The 16,883-nt window shown below is 57.1% G+C and carries 22 protein-coding genes; 2 read left to right on the forward strand and 20 right to left on the reverse strand.

The window, feature by feature from the left end; genetic code table 11:
- Positions 1 to 6: 6 nt before the first annotated feature.
- Positions 7 to 1,395: a cytochrome b gene (locus ACLPGZ_RS00480; RefSeq protein ID WP_009455468.1), complete on the reverse strand. Its 1,389-nt coding sequence runs from the start codon at positions 1,393 to 1,395 to the stop codon at positions 7 to 9.
- 50 nt (positions 1,396 to 1,445) lie between these two features.
- Positions 1,446 to 2,090, reverse strand: coding sequence for a ubiquinol-cytochrome c reductase iron-sulfur subunit (gene petA, locus ACLPGZ_RS00485; protein WP_035269839.1), 645 nt, complete (start codon positions 2,088 to 2,090; stop codon positions 1,446 to 1,448).
- A gap of 126 nt (positions 2,091 to 2,216) precedes the next feature.
- Between petA and mscL the strand changes: the two genes are divergently transcribed.
- Positions 2,217 to 2,672 carry a large conductance mechanosensitive channel protein MscL gene (gene mscL, locus ACLPGZ_RS00490; protein WP_009455470.1) on the forward strand — a complete coding sequence of 152 codons (456 nt, stop codon included), beginning with the start codon at positions 2,217 to 2,219 and terminating at the stop codon, positions 2,670 to 2,672.
- 181 nt (positions 2,673 to 2,853) lie between these two features.
- Here the strand turns inward: mscL and ACLPGZ_RS00495 are convergent, their stop codons facing one another.
- Positions 2,854 to 3,630, reverse strand: a complete 777-nt coding sequence (locus ACLPGZ_RS00495) for a Nif3-like dinuclear metal center hexameric protein (protein WP_009455471.1) — start codon at positions 3,628 to 3,630, stop codon at positions 2,854 to 2,856.
- A gap of 25 nt (positions 3,631 to 3,655) precedes the next feature.
- Between ACLPGZ_RS00495 and ACLPGZ_RS00500 the strand changes: the two genes are divergently transcribed.
- Positions 3,656 to 4,828, forward strand: a complete 1,173-nt coding sequence (locus tag ACLPGZ_RS00500; protein WP_226348227.1) for a S1C family serine protease — start codon at positions 3,656 to 3,658, stop codon at positions 4,826 to 4,828.
- Between the two features lie 280 nt (positions 4,829 to 5,108).
- Here the strand turns inward: ACLPGZ_RS00500 and tatC are convergent, their stop codons facing one another.
- From tatC to ACLPGZ_RS00585, 17 genes are all read right to left on the reverse strand, one after another.
- Positions 5,109 to 5,876: a twin-arginine translocase subunit TatC gene (gene tatC / locus ACLPGZ_RS00505; protein WP_009455473.1), complete on the reverse strand. Its 768-nt coding sequence runs from the start codon at positions 5,874 to 5,876 to the stop codon at positions 5,109 to 5,111.
- Positions 5,873 to 6,367 carry a Sec-independent protein translocase protein TatB gene (tatB, locus tag ACLPGZ_RS00510; RefSeq protein ID WP_254002401.1) on the reverse strand — a complete coding sequence of 165 codons (495 nt, stop codon included), beginning with the start codon at positions 6,365 to 6,367 and terminating at the stop codon, positions 5,873 to 5,875. The genes tatC and tatB overlap by 4 nt, the downstream gene beginning before the upstream one ends.
- Positions 6,368 to 6,389: 22 nt before the next feature.
- On the reverse strand, positions 6,390 to 6,623 hold the full coding sequence (tatA, locus tag ACLPGZ_RS00515) for a Sec-independent protein translocase subunit TatA (protein WP_021447245.1): 234 nt from the start codon (positions 6,621 to 6,623) through the stop codon (positions 6,390 to 6,392).
- A 12-nt stretch (positions 6,624 to 6,635) separates the two neighbouring features.
- On the reverse strand, positions 6,636 to 7,004 hold the full coding sequence (locus tag ACLPGZ_RS00520; protein ID WP_026483636.1) for a histidine triad nucleotide-binding protein: 369 nt from the start codon (positions 7,002 to 7,004) through the stop codon (positions 6,636 to 6,638).
- An 83-nt stretch (positions 7,005 to 7,087) separates the two neighbouring features.
- Positions 7,088 to 7,441, reverse strand: a complete 354-nt coding sequence (locus tag ACLPGZ_RS00525) for a phosphoribosyl-ATP diphosphatase (RefSeq protein ID WP_021447244.1) — start codon at positions 7,439 to 7,441, stop codon at positions 7,088 to 7,090.
- On the reverse strand, positions 7,438 to 7,842 hold the full coding sequence (gene hisI / locus ACLPGZ_RS00530; RefSeq protein ID WP_009455478.1) for a phosphoribosyl-AMP cyclohydrolase: 405 nt from the start codon (positions 7,840 to 7,842) through the stop codon (positions 7,438 to 7,440). Before hisI ends, ACLPGZ_RS00525 begins: the two co-directional genes overlap by 4 nt.
- The gene (gene hisF / locus ACLPGZ_RS00535; protein WP_035269852.1) at positions 7,842 to 8,633 is read right to left on the reverse strand and encodes an imidazole glycerol phosphate synthase subunit HisF; all 792 of its coding nucleotides are present in this window, start codon (positions 8,631 to 8,633) and stop codon (positions 7,842 to 7,844) included. Before hisF ends, hisI begins: the two co-directional genes overlap by 1 nt.
- The gene (hisA, locus tag ACLPGZ_RS00540; protein ID WP_009455480.1) at positions 8,630 to 9,370 is read right to left on the reverse strand and encodes a 1-(5-phosphoribosyl)-5-[(5-phosphoribosylamino)methylideneamino]imidazole-4-carboxamide isomerase; all 741 of its coding nucleotides are present in this window, start codon (positions 9,368 to 9,370) and stop codon (positions 8,630 to 8,632) included. Before hisA ends, hisF begins: the two co-directional genes overlap by 4 nt.
- A gap of 77 nt (positions 9,371 to 9,447) precedes the next feature.
- A complete protein-coding gene (gene hisH, locus ACLPGZ_RS00545; protein WP_009455481.1) occupies positions 9,448 to 10,095 on the reverse strand; it encodes an imidazole glycerol phosphate synthase subunit HisH in 648 nt (215 codons plus the stop codon).
- Positions 10,096 to 10,115: 20 nt separating this feature from the next.
- Positions 10,116 to 10,703, reverse strand: coding sequence for an imidazoleglycerol-phosphate dehydratase HisB (gene hisB / locus ACLPGZ_RS00550; RefSeq protein WP_009455482.1), 588 nt, complete (start codon positions 10,701 to 10,703; stop codon positions 10,116 to 10,118).
- A gap of 25 nt (positions 10,704 to 10,728) precedes the next feature.
- On the reverse strand, positions 10,729 to 12,033 hold the full coding sequence (gene hisD, locus ACLPGZ_RS00555; protein ID WP_115634543.1) for a histidinol dehydrogenase: 1,305 nt from the start codon (positions 12,031 to 12,033) through the stop codon (positions 10,729 to 10,731).
- Between the two features lie 129 nt (positions 12,034 to 12,162).
- Positions 12,163 to 12,837, reverse strand: a complete 675-nt coding sequence (gene hisG, locus ACLPGZ_RS00560) for an ATP phosphoribosyltransferase (protein WP_009455485.1) — start codon at positions 12,835 to 12,837, stop codon at positions 12,163 to 12,165.
- Complete coding sequence (gene murA / locus ACLPGZ_RS00565) at positions 12,834 to 14,096, reverse strand: UDP-N-acetylglucosamine 1-carboxyvinyltransferase (protein WP_115634542.1); 1,263 nt, start codon at positions 14,094 to 14,096, stop codon at positions 12,834 to 12,836. The genes hisG and murA overlap by 4 nt, the downstream gene beginning before the upstream one ends.
- Positions 14,089 to 14,337 (reverse strand): BolA family protein, encoded by a 249-nt coding sequence (locus ACLPGZ_RS00570; RefSeq protein ID WP_009455487.1) that lies wholly within the window; start codon positions 14,335 to 14,337, stop codon positions 14,089 to 14,091. The genes murA and ACLPGZ_RS00570 overlap by 8 nt, the downstream gene beginning before the upstream one ends.
- A gap of 4 nt (positions 14,338 to 14,341) precedes the next feature.
- Complete coding sequence (locus ACLPGZ_RS00575; RefSeq protein WP_042486095.1) at positions 14,342 to 15,100, reverse strand: ABC transporter permease; 759 nt, start codon at positions 15,098 to 15,100, stop codon at positions 14,342 to 14,344.
- A gap of 95 nt (positions 15,101 to 15,195) precedes the next feature.
- The gene (locus ACLPGZ_RS00580; RefSeq protein ID WP_009455490.1) at positions 15,196 to 15,987 is read right to left on the reverse strand and encodes an ABC transporter ATP-binding protein; all 792 of its coding nucleotides are present in this window, start codon (positions 15,985 to 15,987) and stop codon (positions 15,196 to 15,198) included.
- A 186-nt stretch (positions 15,988 to 16,173) separates the two neighbouring features.
- Positions 16,174 to 16,845 carry an MlaC/ttg2D family ABC transporter substrate-binding protein gene (locus tag ACLPGZ_RS00585; protein ID WP_035269860.1) on the reverse strand — a complete coding sequence of 224 codons (672 nt, stop codon included), beginning with the start codon at positions 16,843 to 16,845 and terminating at the stop codon, positions 16,174 to 16,176.
- Positions 16,846 to 16,883 lie beyond the last annotated feature (38 nt).

A 16,883-nucleotide genomic window follows, 5' to 3' on the forward strand; every position in this document is an offset into this window, starting at 1 on the left:
GGGGGCCTAGTGAGGGCGGAAAGTCACGCGATCAGGTTCGGGTTTGAACGTACCCATGCGGCTCCATACCGGCATCAGCAGGAAGAAGGCCAGGTAGATCACCGTACCGATCTGGCTCAGCAGGTTGAACAAGTCGTTCGGAGCCTGTGTGCCCAGGTAACCCAAGATCAGGAAGTTGATGATGAAAATCGCGTACAGCACTTTGTGCCAGGTAGGACGGTAGCGAATCGACTTCACAGGCGATTTATCCAGCCAAGGCAGGAAGAACAGGATCACGACCGTACCACCCATGGCCACCACGCCCCAGAACTTGGCGTCGATAACACGCAGCAGCACAGCAACAGCGATCAGGACAGCGGGTACGACCAGGCGCCAGATACCGGGCAGCTTGCCTTTGACGAACAGCACCAGAGCACCCAGCACGGAAGCACCGGCCAGAACCCAGGTAAAGTCGGCAGTCGTGGCACGCAGCATGGAGTAGAACGGCGTGAAGTACCAGACAGGAGCAATGTGCGGAGGAGTCTTCAGTGCATCGGCAGGGCTGAAGTTGTTGAACTCCAGGAAGTAGCCGCCCATTTCAGGGGCAAAGAACACAATAGCGGCAAACACAATCAGGAAGCCCGCCACACCCAGGATGTCGTGCACGGTGTAGTAAGGGTGGAAGGGGATGCCATCCAAAGGACGACCTTGAGCGTCTTTGGGGCCTTTCTTGATTTCCACGCCGTCGGGGTTGTTGGAACCCACTTCGTGCAGAGCGATCAGGTGAGCCACAACCAGACCCAGCAGGACCAGAGGCACCGCAATCACGTGCAGAGCAAAGAAGCGGTTCAGGGTGGCGTCGGACACCACGTAGTCACCACGGATGAAAATAGCCAGGTCAGGACCAATGAAAGGAATGGCCGAGAACAGGTTCACAATCACCTGGGCGCCCCAGTAGGACATCTGGCCCCATGGCAGCAGGTAGCCCATGAAGGCTTCAGCCATCAGACAGAGGAAAATGGCAACGCCAAAGATCCAGACCAGTTCACGTGGCTTGCGGTAAGAACCGTAGAACAAGCCGCGCAGCATGTGCAGGTACACCACCACGAAGAACATGGAAGCGCCTGTGGAGTGCATGTAGCGAATGATCCAGCCACCGGGCACTTCACGCATGATGTATTCAACCGACTCAAAGGCCAGCTTGGCATCAGGCTTGTAGTTCATGACCAGGAAAATACCAGTCACGATCTGGATAACCAGCACCAGCAGTGCCAGAGAGCCAAAGAAGTACCAGAAGTTGAAGTTCTTCGGCGCGTAATATTCTGACATGTGCTCTTTGTACATGGATGTCAGGGGGAAACGCCTGTCAATCCATCCCAAGAGTCCTGTCGTTTCGACGGTTTTCTCGCCAGCCATGAAACGGCTCCTTTATCTTTTTAAATAGTACGTATTGGGTTACAGCCGCCTTAGGCCTTGTTGTTTTCGTCTACGCCGATGGTAACCATCGTGCCGTCAGCCGAGAACTCGTAGGGCGGGATTTCCAGATTGTCTGGAGCAGGCTTGTTGCTGTAGACGCGGCCGGCCAGGTCGAACGTGGAGCCGTGGCAGGGGCACAGAAAGCCGCCTTCCCAACCACCGGGCAGACCAGCGCCAGCGCCAGCAGCCAGATGCGGGGTAGGGGAGCAACCCAGGTGGGTGCAGATACCGATACAGATAAAGATTTCAGGGCGACGCGAACGGTATTCGTTCTTGGCGTACGCAGGGGTGTAACCGGGGCGATCCGAGTCAGGGTCGGCCAGCTGGCTGTCCAGCTTGGGCAGTGCGTCCAGCTGCTCTTTGGTGCGGTGCAGAATCCAGACGGGTTTCCCGCGCCATTCCACGGTGCGCATCTGACCGGGGGCGATACCGGAAATATCGACCTCTACGGGAGCGCCGGCCGCTTTCGCTTTCTCGGAAGGAGCAAAGGAGCTGACAAAGGGAACAGCTGTCGCCACACCAGCGACACCACCTAATGCACAGGCGGTGGCGACCCAGGTGCGGCGCGAAGGATCGGGCGGAAGATTGAAATCAACCGCGCCTATGGCATCGGGCTGTGTCGTATTCTGACTCATTCTAGTATCCTTATTCCTGCCCGACTCGGGCAATACCACAATTTACGGATTTGGGCCTGGGTATATTATTCAACCGCACATTATACGCGTTACCCAGCGCAGCATAACTTGATCAAAGGTGAACATATGAACAAGGCTCGAGGTTTCCTGAACGAATTCCGGGAGTTCGCAGTTAAGGGCAACATGATGGACCTTGCGGTCGGTGTCATTATTGGCGCTGCTTTTGGCAAGATTATCGACTCGCTGGTAAAAGACATCGTCATGCCCGTCATCAGTTTCATCCTTGGCGGCGAAGTGGATTTTACCAACCAGTTCACGGTCTTGCGTACACCAGAGGGCTTTACCGGCCCAGAAACCCTGGAAGCTCTGAATGCGGCCGGTGCTGTTGTTTTGTCGTGGGGTAACTTCCTGACCATTTTCATCAACTTCATCTTGCTGGCCTTCGTGGTGTTTTGCATGGTCAAGATGATTAACCGTATGCGTGCCACCGTGGCCAAGGCTGAAGCTGCTGAGGCCGTACCCGAACCAACCCCTGAAGACGTCATCTTGCTGCGCGAGATCAGGGATTCGCTGAAAAAATAAAAGCCCAGACTTATCAAAGCTTTAAGGTGCCTTTCGGCACCTTTTTGTTTATGTAAACCCACCGGCAGGGTCAAGTTTGCCCGCGCCGGATGCCTGATTTTAGCCTTTCAGGGCCTGGGCTTGTCTAGCCTGCGGCGCTTTAAAGCTTGTTCAAGGTCATATGTGCGGGTTTTTGATGAAATCAGATCGGGTTGTCCAGATCGATGAACTCCACTTCTATGCCAAACTGGCGAGCGATTTCTTCGCCCAAAGCCTTGGCCCCATAGCGTTCGGTTGCATGATGGCCGGCTGCCATGAAGGCAATGTTGTTTTCCTGTGCACTGTGAAATGTCTGCTCCGAAGCCTCGCCGCTGATGTAAAGATCGGCCTGCGCGGCGATGGCGCTATCAATAAAGCCCTGTGCCCCTCCTGTGCACCAGGCTATTCGGCGGATTTTCCGTTGTAAATCGCCAACAACCAGTGGCTGCCGTTGTAAATTATTGCAAACTGTCAGGCTGAATGTTTCCAGTGAAACTGGGGTTGGCAGTTCACCCAGCCAGACCAGTCCATCCGGACCACAGGTTTGTGCCACGCCGTCTGCGTCGCGCAGCACCTCGATGCCTAACTGGCGAGCCAACTGGGCGTTATTGCCCAGGACAGGGTGAGCGTCCAGGGGCAGGTGATAGCCCAAGAGGTTAAGCTGATGCGTCAGGACGCGTTCGATACGAGTTTTTCGGGCGCCTACAATGCACGGGTTTTCGTTTTTCCAGAACCAGCCGTGGTGCACCAAAATTGCGTCCGCCTGGCGGGCAATAGCGGCATCAATCAGTGCCAGCGAGGCCGTCACGCCGGTGACGAGTTTGCCAATATAGGGCTTGCCTTCGACCTGAAGCCCATTGGGACAATAGTCCTTGAAACGGGCGACATCCAAGGTGCTATTGAGCCAGCTGGCCAGTTCGGCTGTTGAAACCTGAGTCATGGAAATCCTTATCTGAAAGAGTGCTATGCGTCGATTGTGGCTAGTGTTTGCTCAAGCGGTGACAATTTGTCTGGCGGGCTTTTTTATTGTAGTGACGCTGCGACCGCAGTGGGTGGGCGCGCCCGAGGCTCCCGTCCGCTCCACGAATACGGTGGTTTTGCCTGCACCGGTTCCGTCCCTGATCCCCGCGCCTGCTATGGAGCAGGATGGCCCGCTGTCTTATGCCTCGGCTGTCACTAGCGCCGCGCCGGCGGTCGTTAATGTGTACACCAGCAAGCATTTGGAAGGCAATTCCCCCTTGCTGGAAGATCCTGATCTGCAGCGCCTGTTTCGCGAACTGCCCGACTTGATGGGTCGCCGCTCCACAATCAACCTGGGTTCGGGCGTGATCGTACACGAGCAGGGTTATATCCTGACCAATTACCACGTGATTGAAGCGGCCGATGCCATCGAGGTGGCATTATCGGATGGACGTCAGGCCAAGGCGCGTCTGATTGGCTCGGACCCTGAAAGCGATCTGGCCGTGCTGAAAGTGGATCTGCCCAAGCTGGCTGTGATTCAGACCCAGGAACAGGATCAATTGCAGGTGGGCGATGTGGTGCTGGCCATTGGCAATCCTTTCGGAGTGGGTCAGACCACGACGATGGGCATTGTCTCCGGCTTGGGACGCAATCGCCTGGGCATCAATATTTACGAAAACTTCATTCAGACCGATGCCGCCATTAATCCCGGCAACTCGGGTGGGGCTCTGGTGGATGCGGTTGGCCGTTTGGTGGGAATCAATACCGCTATTTATTCCGAAACAGGGGGTTCGCTGGGTATCGGTTTTGCCATTCCGTCCTCGACTGCGCTGGCCATCATGAACGAAATTATCCGTAATGGTGAAGTGACACGCGGCTGGCTGGGCCTGGAGCCACAGGACATTACCCCGGACCTGATCAAGTCTTTCAAACTAAAGAGTGGTGCAGGTGTGATTATTGCCAGTGTGCAACGTCACGGCCCGGCTGCCGAGGCGCATTTGCAGGTGGGCGATATTGTGTTGCGCTTGAATGGTCAACAAGTGGCCGATTCAATTGGCCTGCTCAATCAGATTGGCCCAGTGCAACCCGGGCAGACCGTGACATTAAGCGTATTGCGCGATGGCAAGGAGCTGGACGTTCCCGTCAAGGTCGGTATGCGACCTCAGGTGCGCAAATAGGGCCAGCAGCTTCTCCTCTTCGCTGGAGTTCACTGAAAGAGCGTAACGGTGCGTTCAAGGCCTTCCAGGCCGTACAGGCTCTTGGGTAGTGTGTGATGCTTGTGTGGTCAGGCGATTTGCATTTGGCTACGCTGTTTTGCAGATCGTAGTGGCGCGAAGGCTTGGCAAGGTATCTAAAAAAAATGGCTCTCTGGGCTACTCCTTTTGGAGCAGGGCAAGAGAGCCATTTTTGGGTCTGCACGCCATGTGACGCGTACAAACAGGTGTTGCTTTGATCGTTTTACAGATCCAGCTCGCGGCCTTCGCTGTTTTCCGCTTCCCGTTTCTTGATCAGGCTGGCGGCCAGAATCCCTAATTCATAAAGCAGGCATAGCGGGGCGGCCAACAAGATCTGGCTGACCACATCGGGCGGGGTCACGATAGCGGCGATTACAAACGCGCCCACAATTACATAACCACGGATTTCGCGCAGTTTGGCTACCGTTACAACGCCTGTTTTCACCAGCAAAATCACGGCGATAGGCACTTCAAAGGTAATGCCAAAGGCCAGGAACATGGTCATGACAAAGCCCAGATAGGCTTCGATGTCCGGTGCTGGTGTAATCGATTGCGGGGCAAACGAGGCGATGAAGTGAAACACGGTGCGGAACACCACGAAATAACAAAACGCCATGCCGGCAATGAACAGCAAGGTGCTGGTCATGATCAGCGGCAGAGCCAGCTTCTTTTCGTGGTTGTACAAACCTGGCGCAATAAAGGCCCATGCCTGGTAGAGCACGATAGGCAAGGCCAATACGAACGATGCCATCAAGGTGACCTTGACCGGCACCATGAAGGGGGTAATCACCCCGGTGGCAATCATGCGCGTACCCTCGGGCAGAGAGCTCATCATGGGCTGGGCCAGCACATCATAAATGGCCGAAGCGCCCGGATACGTAAACAGCACGATAAAAATCCCGACCACGGCAATCACCGCGCGCAGCAGGCGTGTGCGCAGCTCGACCAGGTGGGAGATGAAGGTATCTTCTTGAGGCGCTTCGGTGCTCATGCCGTCGGTCCTTTAGAGGGGTGGGCGGGAGCATCCGTAGGACGGGGAGCGTCGTCACTGGCTGGCGCACTGGGCGCTGGCTGGGCGGCTGCATCCGTATCGGGCTGACTGGCAGCCGATTCTTTCGCGGGGGTGGCGTCGGGGCTCGCCTTGACGCTCTCGGCGGTATCCGAGAAGGCCTTGCGTGCGGACTCCGACGCGTTTTGCAGGGTGTCGCGGGCTTCTGTCAGAGGCTGGCTGATGCTTTTGCCCGTGTCCTCGACCGAACTGCGCACCGAGCGCGCGGCGTCCTCCATCTGGTCTTTGAGCTTGTTCACCTCATCCAGATTGATTTCGCGTTGGATATCGGTCTTGACCTCGTTAACGTAGCGCTGCGCGCGGCCAAGCAAATGGCCGACGGTGCGCGCTACTTTAGGAAGACGTTCGGGACCGATGACGATCAGGGCAACCACTCCAATCAGGAGCAGTTCACTAAAGCTGACATCAAACATTCAGACTCACACAAGAAGGGGATCAGGCGCGATCGGATTTTTCCTTGGCCTGCACGTCGATCGTTTGAGGATCGGCAGCGCGTTGGCTGACGGTTTCGGGTGTTTTTTCTTCTTCACCCACGTCTTTCATGCCTTCTTTGAAACCTTTGACTGCACCGCCCAGATCCGAGCCGATATTACGCAGTTTCTTGGTGCCGAAAACCAGGGCAACGATGACCAGAACGATCAGCCAGTGCCAAATGCTAAAGCTACCCATAATGTATCTCCCTTAAGCAGCCATGGCTGCGCGTTGTTGCCATGGGCGCTCACCGCCCAAGATGTGCATGTGTAAATGGTTGATTTCCTGCCCGCCATCCAAACCGTTGTTGATGACAATGCGGAAACCGCCTTCAGGGCCGGGGCGACAACCAGCCTTTGCGGCCAGGGAAGGTGCCAAAGCCATCATTTTACCCAACCATTCGCTATCCTGGCCCGATACGTCCTGCATGGACACGACGTGTTTCTTGGGGATTACCAGGATATGGATAGGTGCAGCTGGGTTGATGTCGTGAAATGCCAGAAAGTCCTCGTCCTCGTACACTTTTTTGGACGGGATCTGATCGGCAGCAATTTTACAAAACAGACAGTTCTCGCTCATAGCAACCTCGGTAGCGAAGCACTTGCTGGGCAAGTGCCAAAAATCTAGGTATCAGGACAGTGTAGCGCGTCTAAATGACAGAATTACACCTGGTCCTTAGGGCGCGAAGCTTTTTCTTCCAGGCCTGATGTACCTTCGCGGCGCAGCAGTTCTGTCAGGACATCGCGGGGCTCCAGACCGTAGTAAGTCAGGGCCACCAGGCTATGAAACCACAGGTCTGCCGTTTCGTAGACGATGCGCTCGCGTTCTTCATCCTTGGCAGCCATGACCAGCTCGGTCGCTTCTTCCCCGATTTTCTTCAGGAATGCATCCGGTCCCTTGGCCAGCAGCTTGGCGGCGTAGGAAGAGGATGGGTCCCCGCCTTGTGCAGGCAGGCGGGACTTCAGGGTGCGGCCAAGATGATCGAGGATGGTCTCGACAGTAGGTTGTTCGCTCATCGGTAAATATGCTCCGGGTCTTTCAGGACGGGGTCAACCGCTACCCATTGTGCCTGATCGCTCTGGCCTTGCAGCTGGCGATAAAAGCAGCTTTCACGACCCGTATGACAGGCGATCTGGCCAACCTGCTCCACGCTAAGCAAAATAACGTCGCCATCACAGTCCAGGCGCAAGTCACTGACATGCTGCACGTGGCCGGATTCCTCGCCCTTGCGCCACAGGCGCTGGCGGGAACGCGACCAGTACACGGCGCGGCCGGTGCTGACGGTCTCTTGCAGGGACTCCTGGTTCATCCAGGCGACCATCAAGATTTTGCCCGTGGCCTGGTCCTGCGCAATCGCGGGGATCAAGCCTTGTTCATCAAAGCGGATTTCAGCCAGCCAGGCCGGTAAGTCAGCCATTAGCGTCGCACCTGAATACCTTGCGCAGCCATGAAATCCTTGGCTTCGGCAATAGTGTGTTGACCGTAGTGGAAGATGCTGGCGGCCAGTACGGCACTGGCGCCGCCCTTGATCACGCCATCGGCCAGGTCTTGCAGGCCGCCCACTCCCCCAGAGGCGATAACGGGAACGGAAACCGCCTCGGACACGGCACGAGTCAGTTCCAGATCAAAGCCGGATTTGGTGCCGTCGCGGTCCATGCTGGTCAGCAGCAGTTCGCCGGCGCCGTATTCGGCCATGCGAGCTGCCCATTCCACCACGTCCAGGCCGGTTCCACGACGACCGCCGTGGGTAAAGACTTCCCAGCGGGGGGCTTCGTTTTCAGCACTGACACGGCGTGCATCAATGGCGACGACCATGCATTGCTTGCCATGGTGATCGCTGGCAGCACGCACCAGGTCGGGGTTGCTGATGGCGGCGCTGTTAATGGACACCTTGTCCGCACCGGCATTGAGCAGGCGCTGGATGTCGGCTACTTCGCGCACACCACCGCCCACTGTCAGGGGGATGAAAATCTGGCTGGCCACCTGTTCGATGATGGGCAAGATCAGATCACGGTTGTCCGAGGTGGCCGTAATGTCCAGGAAGGTCAGTTCGTCGGCACCCTGGTCGTTGTACTTGCGGGCGATCTCGACCGGGTCTCCGGCATCGACCAGATCCACAAAGTTGATGCCTTTGACCACACGGCCAGCGGTCACGTCCAGACAAGGAATGATGCGGCAGGCTAATTCGTTGGTGACGTCCTGGCTCATGCCTGGTACTCGTCAGCGAAGGTTTGCGCCTCGGCAAAATTCAGGGTGCCTTCGTAAATGCTGCGACCCAAAATCACACCTTCGATGCCTTCGTGCTCTACGGCACACAGGTCTTCAATGTCTTTCAGGTTGGTGACACCGCCGGAGGCGATGACGGGAATCTTCACGTGCTGGGACAGCTTGACGGTGGCTTCGATGTTTACACCAGTCAGCATGCCGTCGCGGCCAATATCGGTGTAGATAATAGACTCGCAGCCGTAGTCTTCAAATTTCTTGGCCAGATCCAGTACGTCGTGGCGGGTCAGCTTGCTCCAGCCGTCGGTGGCGATTTTGCCGTCACGGGCATCCAGGCCAACAATGATGTTGCCAGGAAAGGCGCTGCAGGCGTCTTGCAGGAAACCAGGGCTTTTGACAGCGGCAGTGCCAATAATGACATAGCTCATGCCAGCGTCCAGGTAGCGCTCGATGGTATCCAGGTCGCGGATACCACCGCCGATCTGTACGGGAATTTCACCGTCGATGGCAGCAATAATGGATTTGATGGCTTCGCTGTTCTTGGGCTTACCGGCAAAAGCGCCGTTCAGGTCCACCAGATGCAGGCGCCGGGCCCCTTGTTCCAGCCATTGTGTTGCTATTTTGGCCGGATCATCCGAGAAAATAGTGGCGTCGTCCAGGTCACCCTGGCGAAGGCGCACACAACGCCCGTCTTTGAGGTCGATGGCGGGAATCAAAAGCATGGTCTTTAGCCGTAAAAAACGTAAGAAATACTGGGTCGGAAAAAGTCAGAACAACGCCGGGAAGCTTGCTTGAAAAATCATGGCTTCCAGTTGGCGAAATTCCGGAACAGTTGCAGGCCGTTGTCTGCGCTTTTCTCAGGATGGCATTGCAACGCAAAAATATTAGCGTTTGCTATCGCCGAGGTAAAGCGTTGGCCATAGTGCGTCGAACCACAAGTTTGATCTATATGCAGCGGATCGACAAAGTAGCTATGAACAAAGTAAAAGAACGCGCCATCCTCAATGCCAGCCCATAAGGGATGATCCTGAGTCTGGTGTACGCGGTTCCAGCCAATATGGGGCACTTTCAGCCCGGGGCCGGAGGCGTGGTCGCTGCTTTTGTAGTTCGGGCCCTCAAAACGGCGCACTTGGCCGGGAATCAGACCTAAACAGGGGACATTGCCTTCCTGACTGGAATCGAACAGCATTTGTTCGCCTACGCAGATGCCCAATAGGGGCTTGTTGCGGGCGGCTGTCAGCAAGGCATCGCGCAAACCGGATTGGTCCAGGTGGGCCATGCAATCGGGCATGGCACCCTGGCCGGGTAAGACAACCCGGTCCGCATCCAGAATGGCTTGAGGGGTTTGAGCAAGAACGATGCGCGCATCAGGTGCGGCGGCATGCAGTGCTCGGGCAACCGAGAAAATGTTGCCCGAACCGTAATCGACAATAGCGATAGTGGTCACGATGTGTGTCCGAAGGACGTTTACAGAACCCCTTTGGTCGAAGGCACCACGCCTTCGCTACGTGGGTCCAGCTCCAGAGCCATACGCAATGCTCGGCCAAAGGCTTTGAACACGGTTTCGCACTGGTGGTGTGCGTTTTCGCCGCGCAGGTTATCGATGTGCATAGAAACCAGGGCGTGATTGACAAAACCCTGGAAAAACTCGCGTGCCAAGTCTACATCGAACTGGCCGATTCGTGCGCGGGTAAAGGGCACAAAATAAAACAGGCCGGGGCGACCGGAGAAGTCCACCACTACGCGCGACAGTGACTCGTCCAAAGGCACATAGGCATGGCCGTAGCGGCGCAGACCGGCTTTGCTGCCTACGGCCTTGGCAAAAGCCTGGCCCAGTGCAATGCCGATATCCTCGACAGTGTGGTGATCATCGATGTGGGTGTCGCCCTCACAGTGCACGTCCAGGTCAATCAGACCATGGCGGGCGATCTGGTCCAGCATGTGGTCCAGAAAGGGCACGCCGCTGTTGAGCGAGTGACGGCCGGTGCCGTCCAGGTTAACGGCCACGCGGATGCGGGTTTCATTGGTATTGCGGGTAATCTCGGCGGTACGCATATCAGTGCCGGCGGCAAGGCCGGTATCAGGATTGGTTCAATCGGAATTGCGCGCTGGCAGCGTGGGCGTACAGGCCCTCGCCTTGTGCCAGCGTAGCGGCTATGGGTCCCAATGTTTGGGCGCCTGATTCTGAAACCTGAATAATGCTGCTGCGTTTCTGGAAATCGTAGACGCCCAAAGGTGACGAGAAACGCGCAGTGCGTGCCGTCGGCAGGACATGGTTAGGCCCGGCACAGTAATCGCCCAGCGATTCGGAGCTGTAGGGGCCCAGGAAAATGGCGCCAGCATGGCGGATTTTGCCCAACAAGTCCTGGGCGTTACGGGTAGAGACTTCCAGGTGTTCCGGCGCGATATGGTTGCTGATCTTACAGGCCTCGTCCAGATCGCGGACGTGGATCAGGGCACCGCGACCAGACAGGCTGCGACGGATGATGTCCGCGCGTGGCATGGTGGGGAGCAGACGTTCGATGGCCGCTTCAACCTGGTCCAGGAAGTCCGCATCGGGACACAGCAAGATGGCCTGGGCCAGCTCGTCGTGTTCAGCCTGGGAGAACAGGTCCATCGCCACCCAGTCAGCAGGAGCACTGCCGTCGCTGATGATCAGGATTTCGGAGGGGCCGGCAATCATGTCGATGCCAACGACGCCAAAGACGCGGCGTTTGGCAGCGGCGACATAGGCGTTGCCGGGGCCGACAATCTTGTCTACCGGCGGGATGGTGTCCGTACCGTAAGCCAAAGCGCCTACAGCCTGCGCGCCACCAATAGTGAACACGCGATCGACACCGCCCAGGGCGGCAGCCGCCAGCACGATGGGGTTGCGCACGCCATCGGGTGTAGGCGTGACCATGATCAGTTCTGGAACACCAGCCACTTTGGCAGGAATGGCGTTCATCAGAACCGAGGAGGGGTAAGCGGCCTTGCCACCGGGGACATACAGTCCCACACGGTCCAAGGGAGTAACTTGCTGACCCAGCACGGTGCCATCGGCTTCCGTGTAGGTCCAGGTTTCAGTGCGCTGATGCTCGTGGTAACGACGCACACGCTCGGCGGCCTGTTCCAGTGCCTTGCGCTGATCGGCAGGCAGGCTGTCCAGAGCCGTAAACAGTTCTTCTTTGGAGATTTCCAGTGCCGAGGCCTGTTCAACAGCCAGTCGGTCAAAGCGCTGGGTGTAATCCAATAAGGCCGTGTCCCCCTCATGCTGGATACGATGCAGAATTTCGGCACAAGCGTGCTCGATAGACGCGTCTTCGGACGCTTCGTAAGCCAGTAGAGTGCGCAGTTCGGCATCGAACTGGGCGGATTGGGAGGTCAGGCGATGGATCAGTGACATGTCGCTATAGGAAAAAGCTAAGGTTCAAGGGCCAGTGTATAACATTTCGCTTAGGCAAAAGGCGGTCTGCGCCTTTTGCGCAAGCAGGATTGTCACGCTGTTTATCCCCCGCCCGTGGCAGGGGAAGTTTTACTCGTCTACCGAAGCGCGAGAGAAAGCGTCGATCAGGGGTTGCAACTGGGCACCACGGTTCTTCATGGCAGCCTGATTGACGATCAAGCGCGAGGAAATGGGGGTGATGTCTTCCACTTCTACCAGCTTGTTGGCACGCAAGGTGCCGCCGCTGGAGACCAGGTCCACAATGGCGTCGGCCAGACCGACCAGCGGAGCCAGTTCCATGGAGCCATACAGCTTGATCAAGTCCACATATACGCCTTTGCTGGCGAAGTGTTCGCGGGCAGCGCGGGTGTATTTGGTGGCGATACGCAGGCGCGAACCTTGCTTGACGGCCGAATGGTAGTCAAAGCCTTCGGCCACGGCTACACACAGGCGGCAACGGGCAATGTTCAGGTCCACGGGCTGGTACAGACCGCCGGGGTGCTGTTCCATGTGCTCGTACAGCACATCCTTGCCGGCAATTCCGATATGGGCGGCACCGTATTGCACGTAGGTTGGCACGTCGGTGGCACGCACAATAATCAGACGCAGGTCCGGGTTATTGGTGGGCAGGATCAGTTTGCGCGACGTTTCGGGGCTTTCCAGCACCTTGATGCCTGCCTCTTCCAGCAAGGGCAGGGTTTCGTCAAAAATCCGGCCTTTGGACAAGGCCAGCGTCAGAGGTTGATTTAAACCGGCGGGACTCATTGGGTTTCCTTGCTGCTGATTCGCTCGATGTTGGCGCCTACGGCTTGAAGCTTGGCTTCCATGCGGTCGTAGCCACGGTCCAGATGGTAGATGCGTTCGACGGTAGTGTCACCCCGAGCCGCCAGGCCTGCAATGACCAGGCTGGCCGACGCACGCAGGTCGGTTGCCATGACGGTGGCGCCAGTCAGGTAAGGAGCGCCGGTAACGACGGCCATATGGCCTTCGATATCGATCTGTGCACCCAGTCGGTTCAGTTCCTGTACGTGCATGTAGCGATTTTCAAAGATGGTTTCCACGACCGAGGCGGTGCCGTCGGCAATGGTGTTCAGTGCCATCAATTGAGCCTGCATGTCCGTGGGGAAGCCGGGGTATTCGCTGGTACGGAAGCTGACCGCCTTGGGGCGACCATTCATGCTGGCCTTGATCCAGTCCGAGCCGGTTTCAATCTGCAGTCCGGCTTCGCGCAGCTTGTCCAGCGTGGCGCCCATGGCGTTAGCATCGGTATTGCGCAAGGTCAGTTCGCCACCGGTAGCGGCAACGGCGCACAGGAACGTACCGGCTTCAATACGGTCGGGGCAGATGGTGTGTTTGGCACCGTGCAGGCGTTCGACACCGTCAATGACGATACGGTCGGTACCGTGGCCCTGGATCTTGGCACCCATTTTGATCAGCAGCTCGGCCAGATCAATAATTTCCGGTTCACGGGCTGCGTTTTCCAGAATGGTTTGGCCTTCAGCCAGAACGGCGGCCATCATCAGGTTTTCGGTGCCGGTCACCGTCACCATATCCGTGCGCACCACGGCACCGCGCAAGCGTTTGGCGCGGGCATTCACAAAGCCGTGCTCGACATGGATTTCTGCACCCATGGCCGCCAGACCCTTGATGTGTTGATCCACAGGGCGTTGGCCAATAGCACAACCACCGGGCAGGCTGACGCGGGCCTCGCCAAAGCGGGCCAGCAGGGGGCCCAGCACCAGAATGGAGGCGCGCATGGTTTTCACCAGTTCGTAGGGCGCTTCCAGATTGGTGATGTTGCCTGCATTCAGCTCCAGCGTGCCATTGCGCTCCTGGGTGACACCCAACTGACCCAACAGCTTCAGGGTGGTGTCGATGTCACGCAGACGCGGGACATTGTCCAGGTACACCGTGTCGGCAGTCAGCAGACTGGCGCACAGAATGGGCAGGGCAGCGTTTTTGGCGCCAGAGACAGTGATCTCGCCATTCAGGCGTTGTCCGCCCGTGATGCGTAATTTATCCATTCGGATTGGCCTTGTATTCGTCGGGGGTAAGCGTGCGCATGGACAGGGCGTGGATTTCGGCTTTCATCCGGTCGCCCAGGGCTTTGTAAACCAGTTGGTGACGCGCAATCAGGCGTTTGCCTTCAAAGGCGGTGCTGACGATCAGGGCCTCAAAGTGCGAACCATCGCCTTGCACTTGCAAGTGTTCACAGGGCAGGTTGTCGGCAATGTATTGGTGAACTTGTTCGGGGGTCGGCAACATGAAATCAATTCCGTAATTTATAGCCTGAGGCAAGCAGGCGTAGCGAAATCAGACACAGCGCAACAAAGACGCTGGCGACAACGGTCAGGCTGAACCAGGGAGAAATATCCGAGGCGGCAAAAAAACCGTAGCGGAACCCGTCAATGGTATAGAGCAACGGATTCCAGTGTGAAACAGTTTGCCAAAACGGCGGCAGGCTATGAATCGAATAGAACACGCCCGACAGGAACGTCGCAGGCATGATCAGAAAGTTCTGGAACGCGGCCAGTTGGTCAAACTTTTCAGACCACAGTCCGGCGATCAGACCCAAGGTGCCCATGATGCCGCAAGACATGACGGCAAACACCAATACCCATAAGGGCTTGGCTACAGGCAGGGACACGAAGAACAGCGACACCAGCCACACACAGAGGCCCACACAGACACCGCGGGCGATGGACGCCAGCAGATAGGCGGCGAAAATCTCGCGGTGCGACAGCGGTGGCAGCAGGATAAAGACCAGATTGCCAGTGATGCGGCTTTGAATCAGTGATGAGGACGGGTTCGCAAAAGCGTTTTGCAACATGCTCATCATCATCAGGCCCGGAATCAGGAAGGCGGTGTAGGGCACGGAGTCGTATACCGTGACGCGGCCTTCAAGGACGTGGGCGAAAATCAGCAAATACATCAGCGCCGTCAGTACGGGCGCAGCAATGGTCTGAAAGCCCACTTTCCAGAAACGCATCAGCTCTTTGCGTAGCAGCGTAGGAAAGCCCGAGCCCATCTTGGGCTGAGGGGGCAGGCTCAGGGTGCCGATCTTGGCAGCGGGGGCGTCCGTGTTTTGAGGCACGCCCCAGTGTTTGGGAGAATTGTTCTGGTTCACAGTGCGACTCCCATTTTTCCTTCGTTGTGCATGATGCGCACAAATGCATCCTCCAGATCGTGGCCGCCTGCGCGCTCCATAATGGCTTGCGTGGTATCCAGGGCGACGATCTTGCCACTTTTAAGCATGGCCAGGCGACCACAGAGGGCCTGGGCTTCTTCCAGATAGTGGGTGGTCAGCAAGATGGTGTGACCTTGTTGATTCAGGCGAATGATGAACTCCCACAGCGTGCGGCGCAGGTCCACGTCCACACCGGCAGTGGGTTCATCCAGAATAATGACAGGGGGGCGGTGCACCAGCGCCTGGGCGACCAGAACGCGGCGCTTCATGCCGCCGGACAAGGCGCGCATGTTCACATCGGCCTTGTCGCTCAGGGCCAGATTGGCCAGAATCTCGTCGATCCAGTCGTCATTGTTTTTCAGGCCAAAGTAGCCCGATTGCAGACGCAAGGTTTCACGGACGGTGAAAAAGGGATCGTAAACAATTTCCTGTGGCACCACGCCCAGCGATTGGCGGGCTTTTTGATACTGGGTGCGCACATCGTAACCACAGACACTGACCTGGCCGCTGGTGGGACGGGTCAGGCCGGCCAACATGGAAATCAGGGTTGTTTTGCCGGCGCCGTTAGGGCCGAGCAAGCCGAAAAATTCACCATGTTCGATAGTCAGGCTGACCTGATCGACGGCCAGAAAACCGGCATCGGAACGGGGAGGGGAAAACAGGCTTTTGAGTCCCCGGCTTTGGGGAGCGAAGCGTTTACTGACGTTATCGAGTTTGAAGGCGGACATGGCAATTTGGGTTGGCCTGACGCGGGTGTGGCGGTGTAAGTCGTCGCTGTAGCGTCTTTGTTAACTAAACAGGCCTACGCATGGGCGTAGACCTGTTTGGGGGTGATCAGGCTCTTTATTATAGAGTACGACTCTGGTCTGCTTAAGAATGCCCGACCAAAGCGCCCGTGCTTGCCACGGCCTGTCTTAGCTGTTTTGCTTGTTCAGCGCCTGAATCAGGCCATCAATGCCACCTTGCTCAATTTGCTGGGCAAACTGGTTGCGGTAGTTTTGAATCAGCCAGATGCCTTCCACGTTCAAGTCGTAGATTTTCCAGCCTTCCGGTGTTTTTTCCAGACGGTAATCCACGCCAACCGGGCCACCGTTGGATTGAGTCAGCGAGGAGCGCACCACCACGTCGTCTGCATTGGCATCGCCACGGAACGGCAGGATGGTCAGCTGTGTCTTGTCATCCACGCGGGACAAGGCTCCGCTGTAGGTACGCACCAAGGTGCCCTTGAACGCTTCGACCAGCTTCTGACGCTGTTCGGGGCTGGCTTGACGCCAGTAGCGGCCAGCGGACAGACGCGTCGTCTTTTCCAGGTTCACGTAGGGCATGATGTTTTCGTTCACGGCAGCCAGAATGGCAGCGCGGTCACCCTTGCGGATGGCGTCGCTTTCCTTGACCACTTGCAATGCTTGATTACCGACCGATTCAACAAACTTGTTGGGCTCCCCTTTGGGATCTGCAACTTGTGCCTGGGCTGCGACGGCGTGCAAACACAGAGCCAGGGCCGCACAGACGGTCAGGATCCAGGAAATCAGGCGAGAGGGGGAGGACTGCAAAGCAGTCCCGCCCAAGGCGGGACGGGAAATCATAAAAAACTCCAGAAGAATGTTCTGCGGGCAGCGCGTTT

Origin of the sequence: Alcaligenes sp. Me129, from assembly GCF_050487245.1 — a bacterium.
Lineage (GTDB): Bacteria > Pseudomonadota > Gammaproteobacteria > Burkholderiales > Burkholderiaceae_B > Alcaligenes > Alcaligenes phenolicus.

What these genes read in the sequence shown, in the direction of transcription:
- ACLPGZ_RS00480 (WP_009455468.1), bottom strand. Translation starts at nt 1,395, where the DNA reads ATGGCTGGCGAGAAAACCGTCGAAACGACAGGACTCTTGGGATGGATT.
- petA (WP_035269839.1), bottom strand. Translation starts at nt 2,090, where the DNA reads ATGAGTCAGAATACGACACAGCCCGATGCCATAGGCGCGGTTGATTTC.
- mscL (WP_009455470.1), top strand. Translation starts at nt 2,217, where the DNA reads ATGAACAAGGCTCGAGGTTTCCTGAACGAATTCCGGGAGTTCGCAGTT.
- ACLPGZ_RS00495 (WP_009455471.1), bottom strand. Translation starts at nt 3,630, where the DNA reads ATGACTCAGGTTTCAACAGCCGAACTGGCCAGCTGGCTCAATAGCACC.
- ACLPGZ_RS00500 (WP_226348227.1), top strand. Translation starts at nt 3,656, where the DNA reads ATGCGTCGATTGTGGCTAGTGTTTGCTCAAGCGGTGACAATTTGTCTG.
- tatC (WP_009455473.1), bottom strand. Translation starts at nt 5,876, where the DNA reads ATGAGCACCGAAGCGCCTCAAGAAGATACCTTCATCTCCCACCTGGTC.
- tatB (WP_254002401.1), bottom strand. Translation starts at nt 6,367, where the DNA reads ATGTTTGATGTCAGCTTTAGTGAACTGCTCCTGATTGGAGTGGTTGCC.
- tatA (WP_021447245.1), bottom strand. Translation starts at nt 6,623, where the DNA reads ATGGGTAGCTTTAGCATTTGGCACTGGCTGATCGTTCTGGTCATCGTT.
- ACLPGZ_RS00520 (WP_026483636.1), bottom strand. Translation starts at nt 7,004, where the DNA reads ATGAGCGAGAACTGTCTGTTTTGTAAAATTGCTGCCGATCAGATCCCG.
- ACLPGZ_RS00525 (WP_021447244.1), bottom strand. Translation starts at nt 7,441, where the DNA reads ATGAGCGAACAACCTACTGTCGAGACCATCCTCGATCATCTTGGCCGC.
- hisI (WP_009455478.1), bottom strand. Translation starts at nt 7,842, where the DNA reads ATGGCTGACTTACCGGCCTGGCTGGCTGAAATCCGCTTTGATGAACAA.
- hisF (WP_035269852.1), bottom strand. Translation starts at nt 8,633, where the DNA reads ATGAGCCAGGACGTCACCAACGAATTAGCCTGCCGCATCATTCCTTGT.
- hisA (WP_009455480.1), bottom strand. Translation starts at nt 9,370, where the DNA reads ATGCTTTTGATTCCCGCCATCGACCTCAAAGACGGGCGTTGTGTGCGC.
- hisB (WP_009455482.1), bottom strand. Translation starts at nt 10,703, where the DNA reads ATGCGTACCGCCGAGATTACCCGCAATACCAATGAAACCCGCATCCGC.
- hisD (WP_115634543.1), bottom strand. Translation starts at nt 12,033, where the DNA reads ATGTCACTGATCCATCGCCTGACCTCCCAATCCGCCCAGTTCGATGCC.
- hisG (WP_009455485.1), bottom strand. Translation starts at nt 12,837, where the DNA reads ATGAGTCCCGCCGGTTTAAATCAACCTCTGACGCTGGCCTTGTCCAAA.
- murA (WP_115634542.1), bottom strand. Translation starts at nt 14,096, where the DNA reads ATGGATAAATTACGCATCACGGGCGGACAACGCCTGAATGGCGAGATC.
- ACLPGZ_RS00570 (WP_009455487.1), bottom strand. Translation starts at nt 14,337, where the DNA reads ATGTTGCCGACCCCCGAACAAGTTCACCAATACATTGCCGACAACCTG.
- ACLPGZ_RS00575 (WP_042486095.1), bottom strand. Translation starts at nt 15,100, where the DNA reads ATGGGCTCGGGCTTTCCTACGCTGCTACGCAAAGAGCTGATGCGTTTC.
- ACLPGZ_RS00580 (WP_009455490.1), bottom strand. Translation starts at nt 15,987, where the DNA reads ATGTCCGCCTTCAAACTCGATAACGTCAGTAAACGCTTCGCTCCCCAA.
- ACLPGZ_RS00585 (WP_035269860.1), bottom strand. Translation starts at nt 16,845, where the DNA reads ATGATTTCCCGTCCCGCCTTGGGCGGGACTGCTTTGCAGTCCTCCCCC.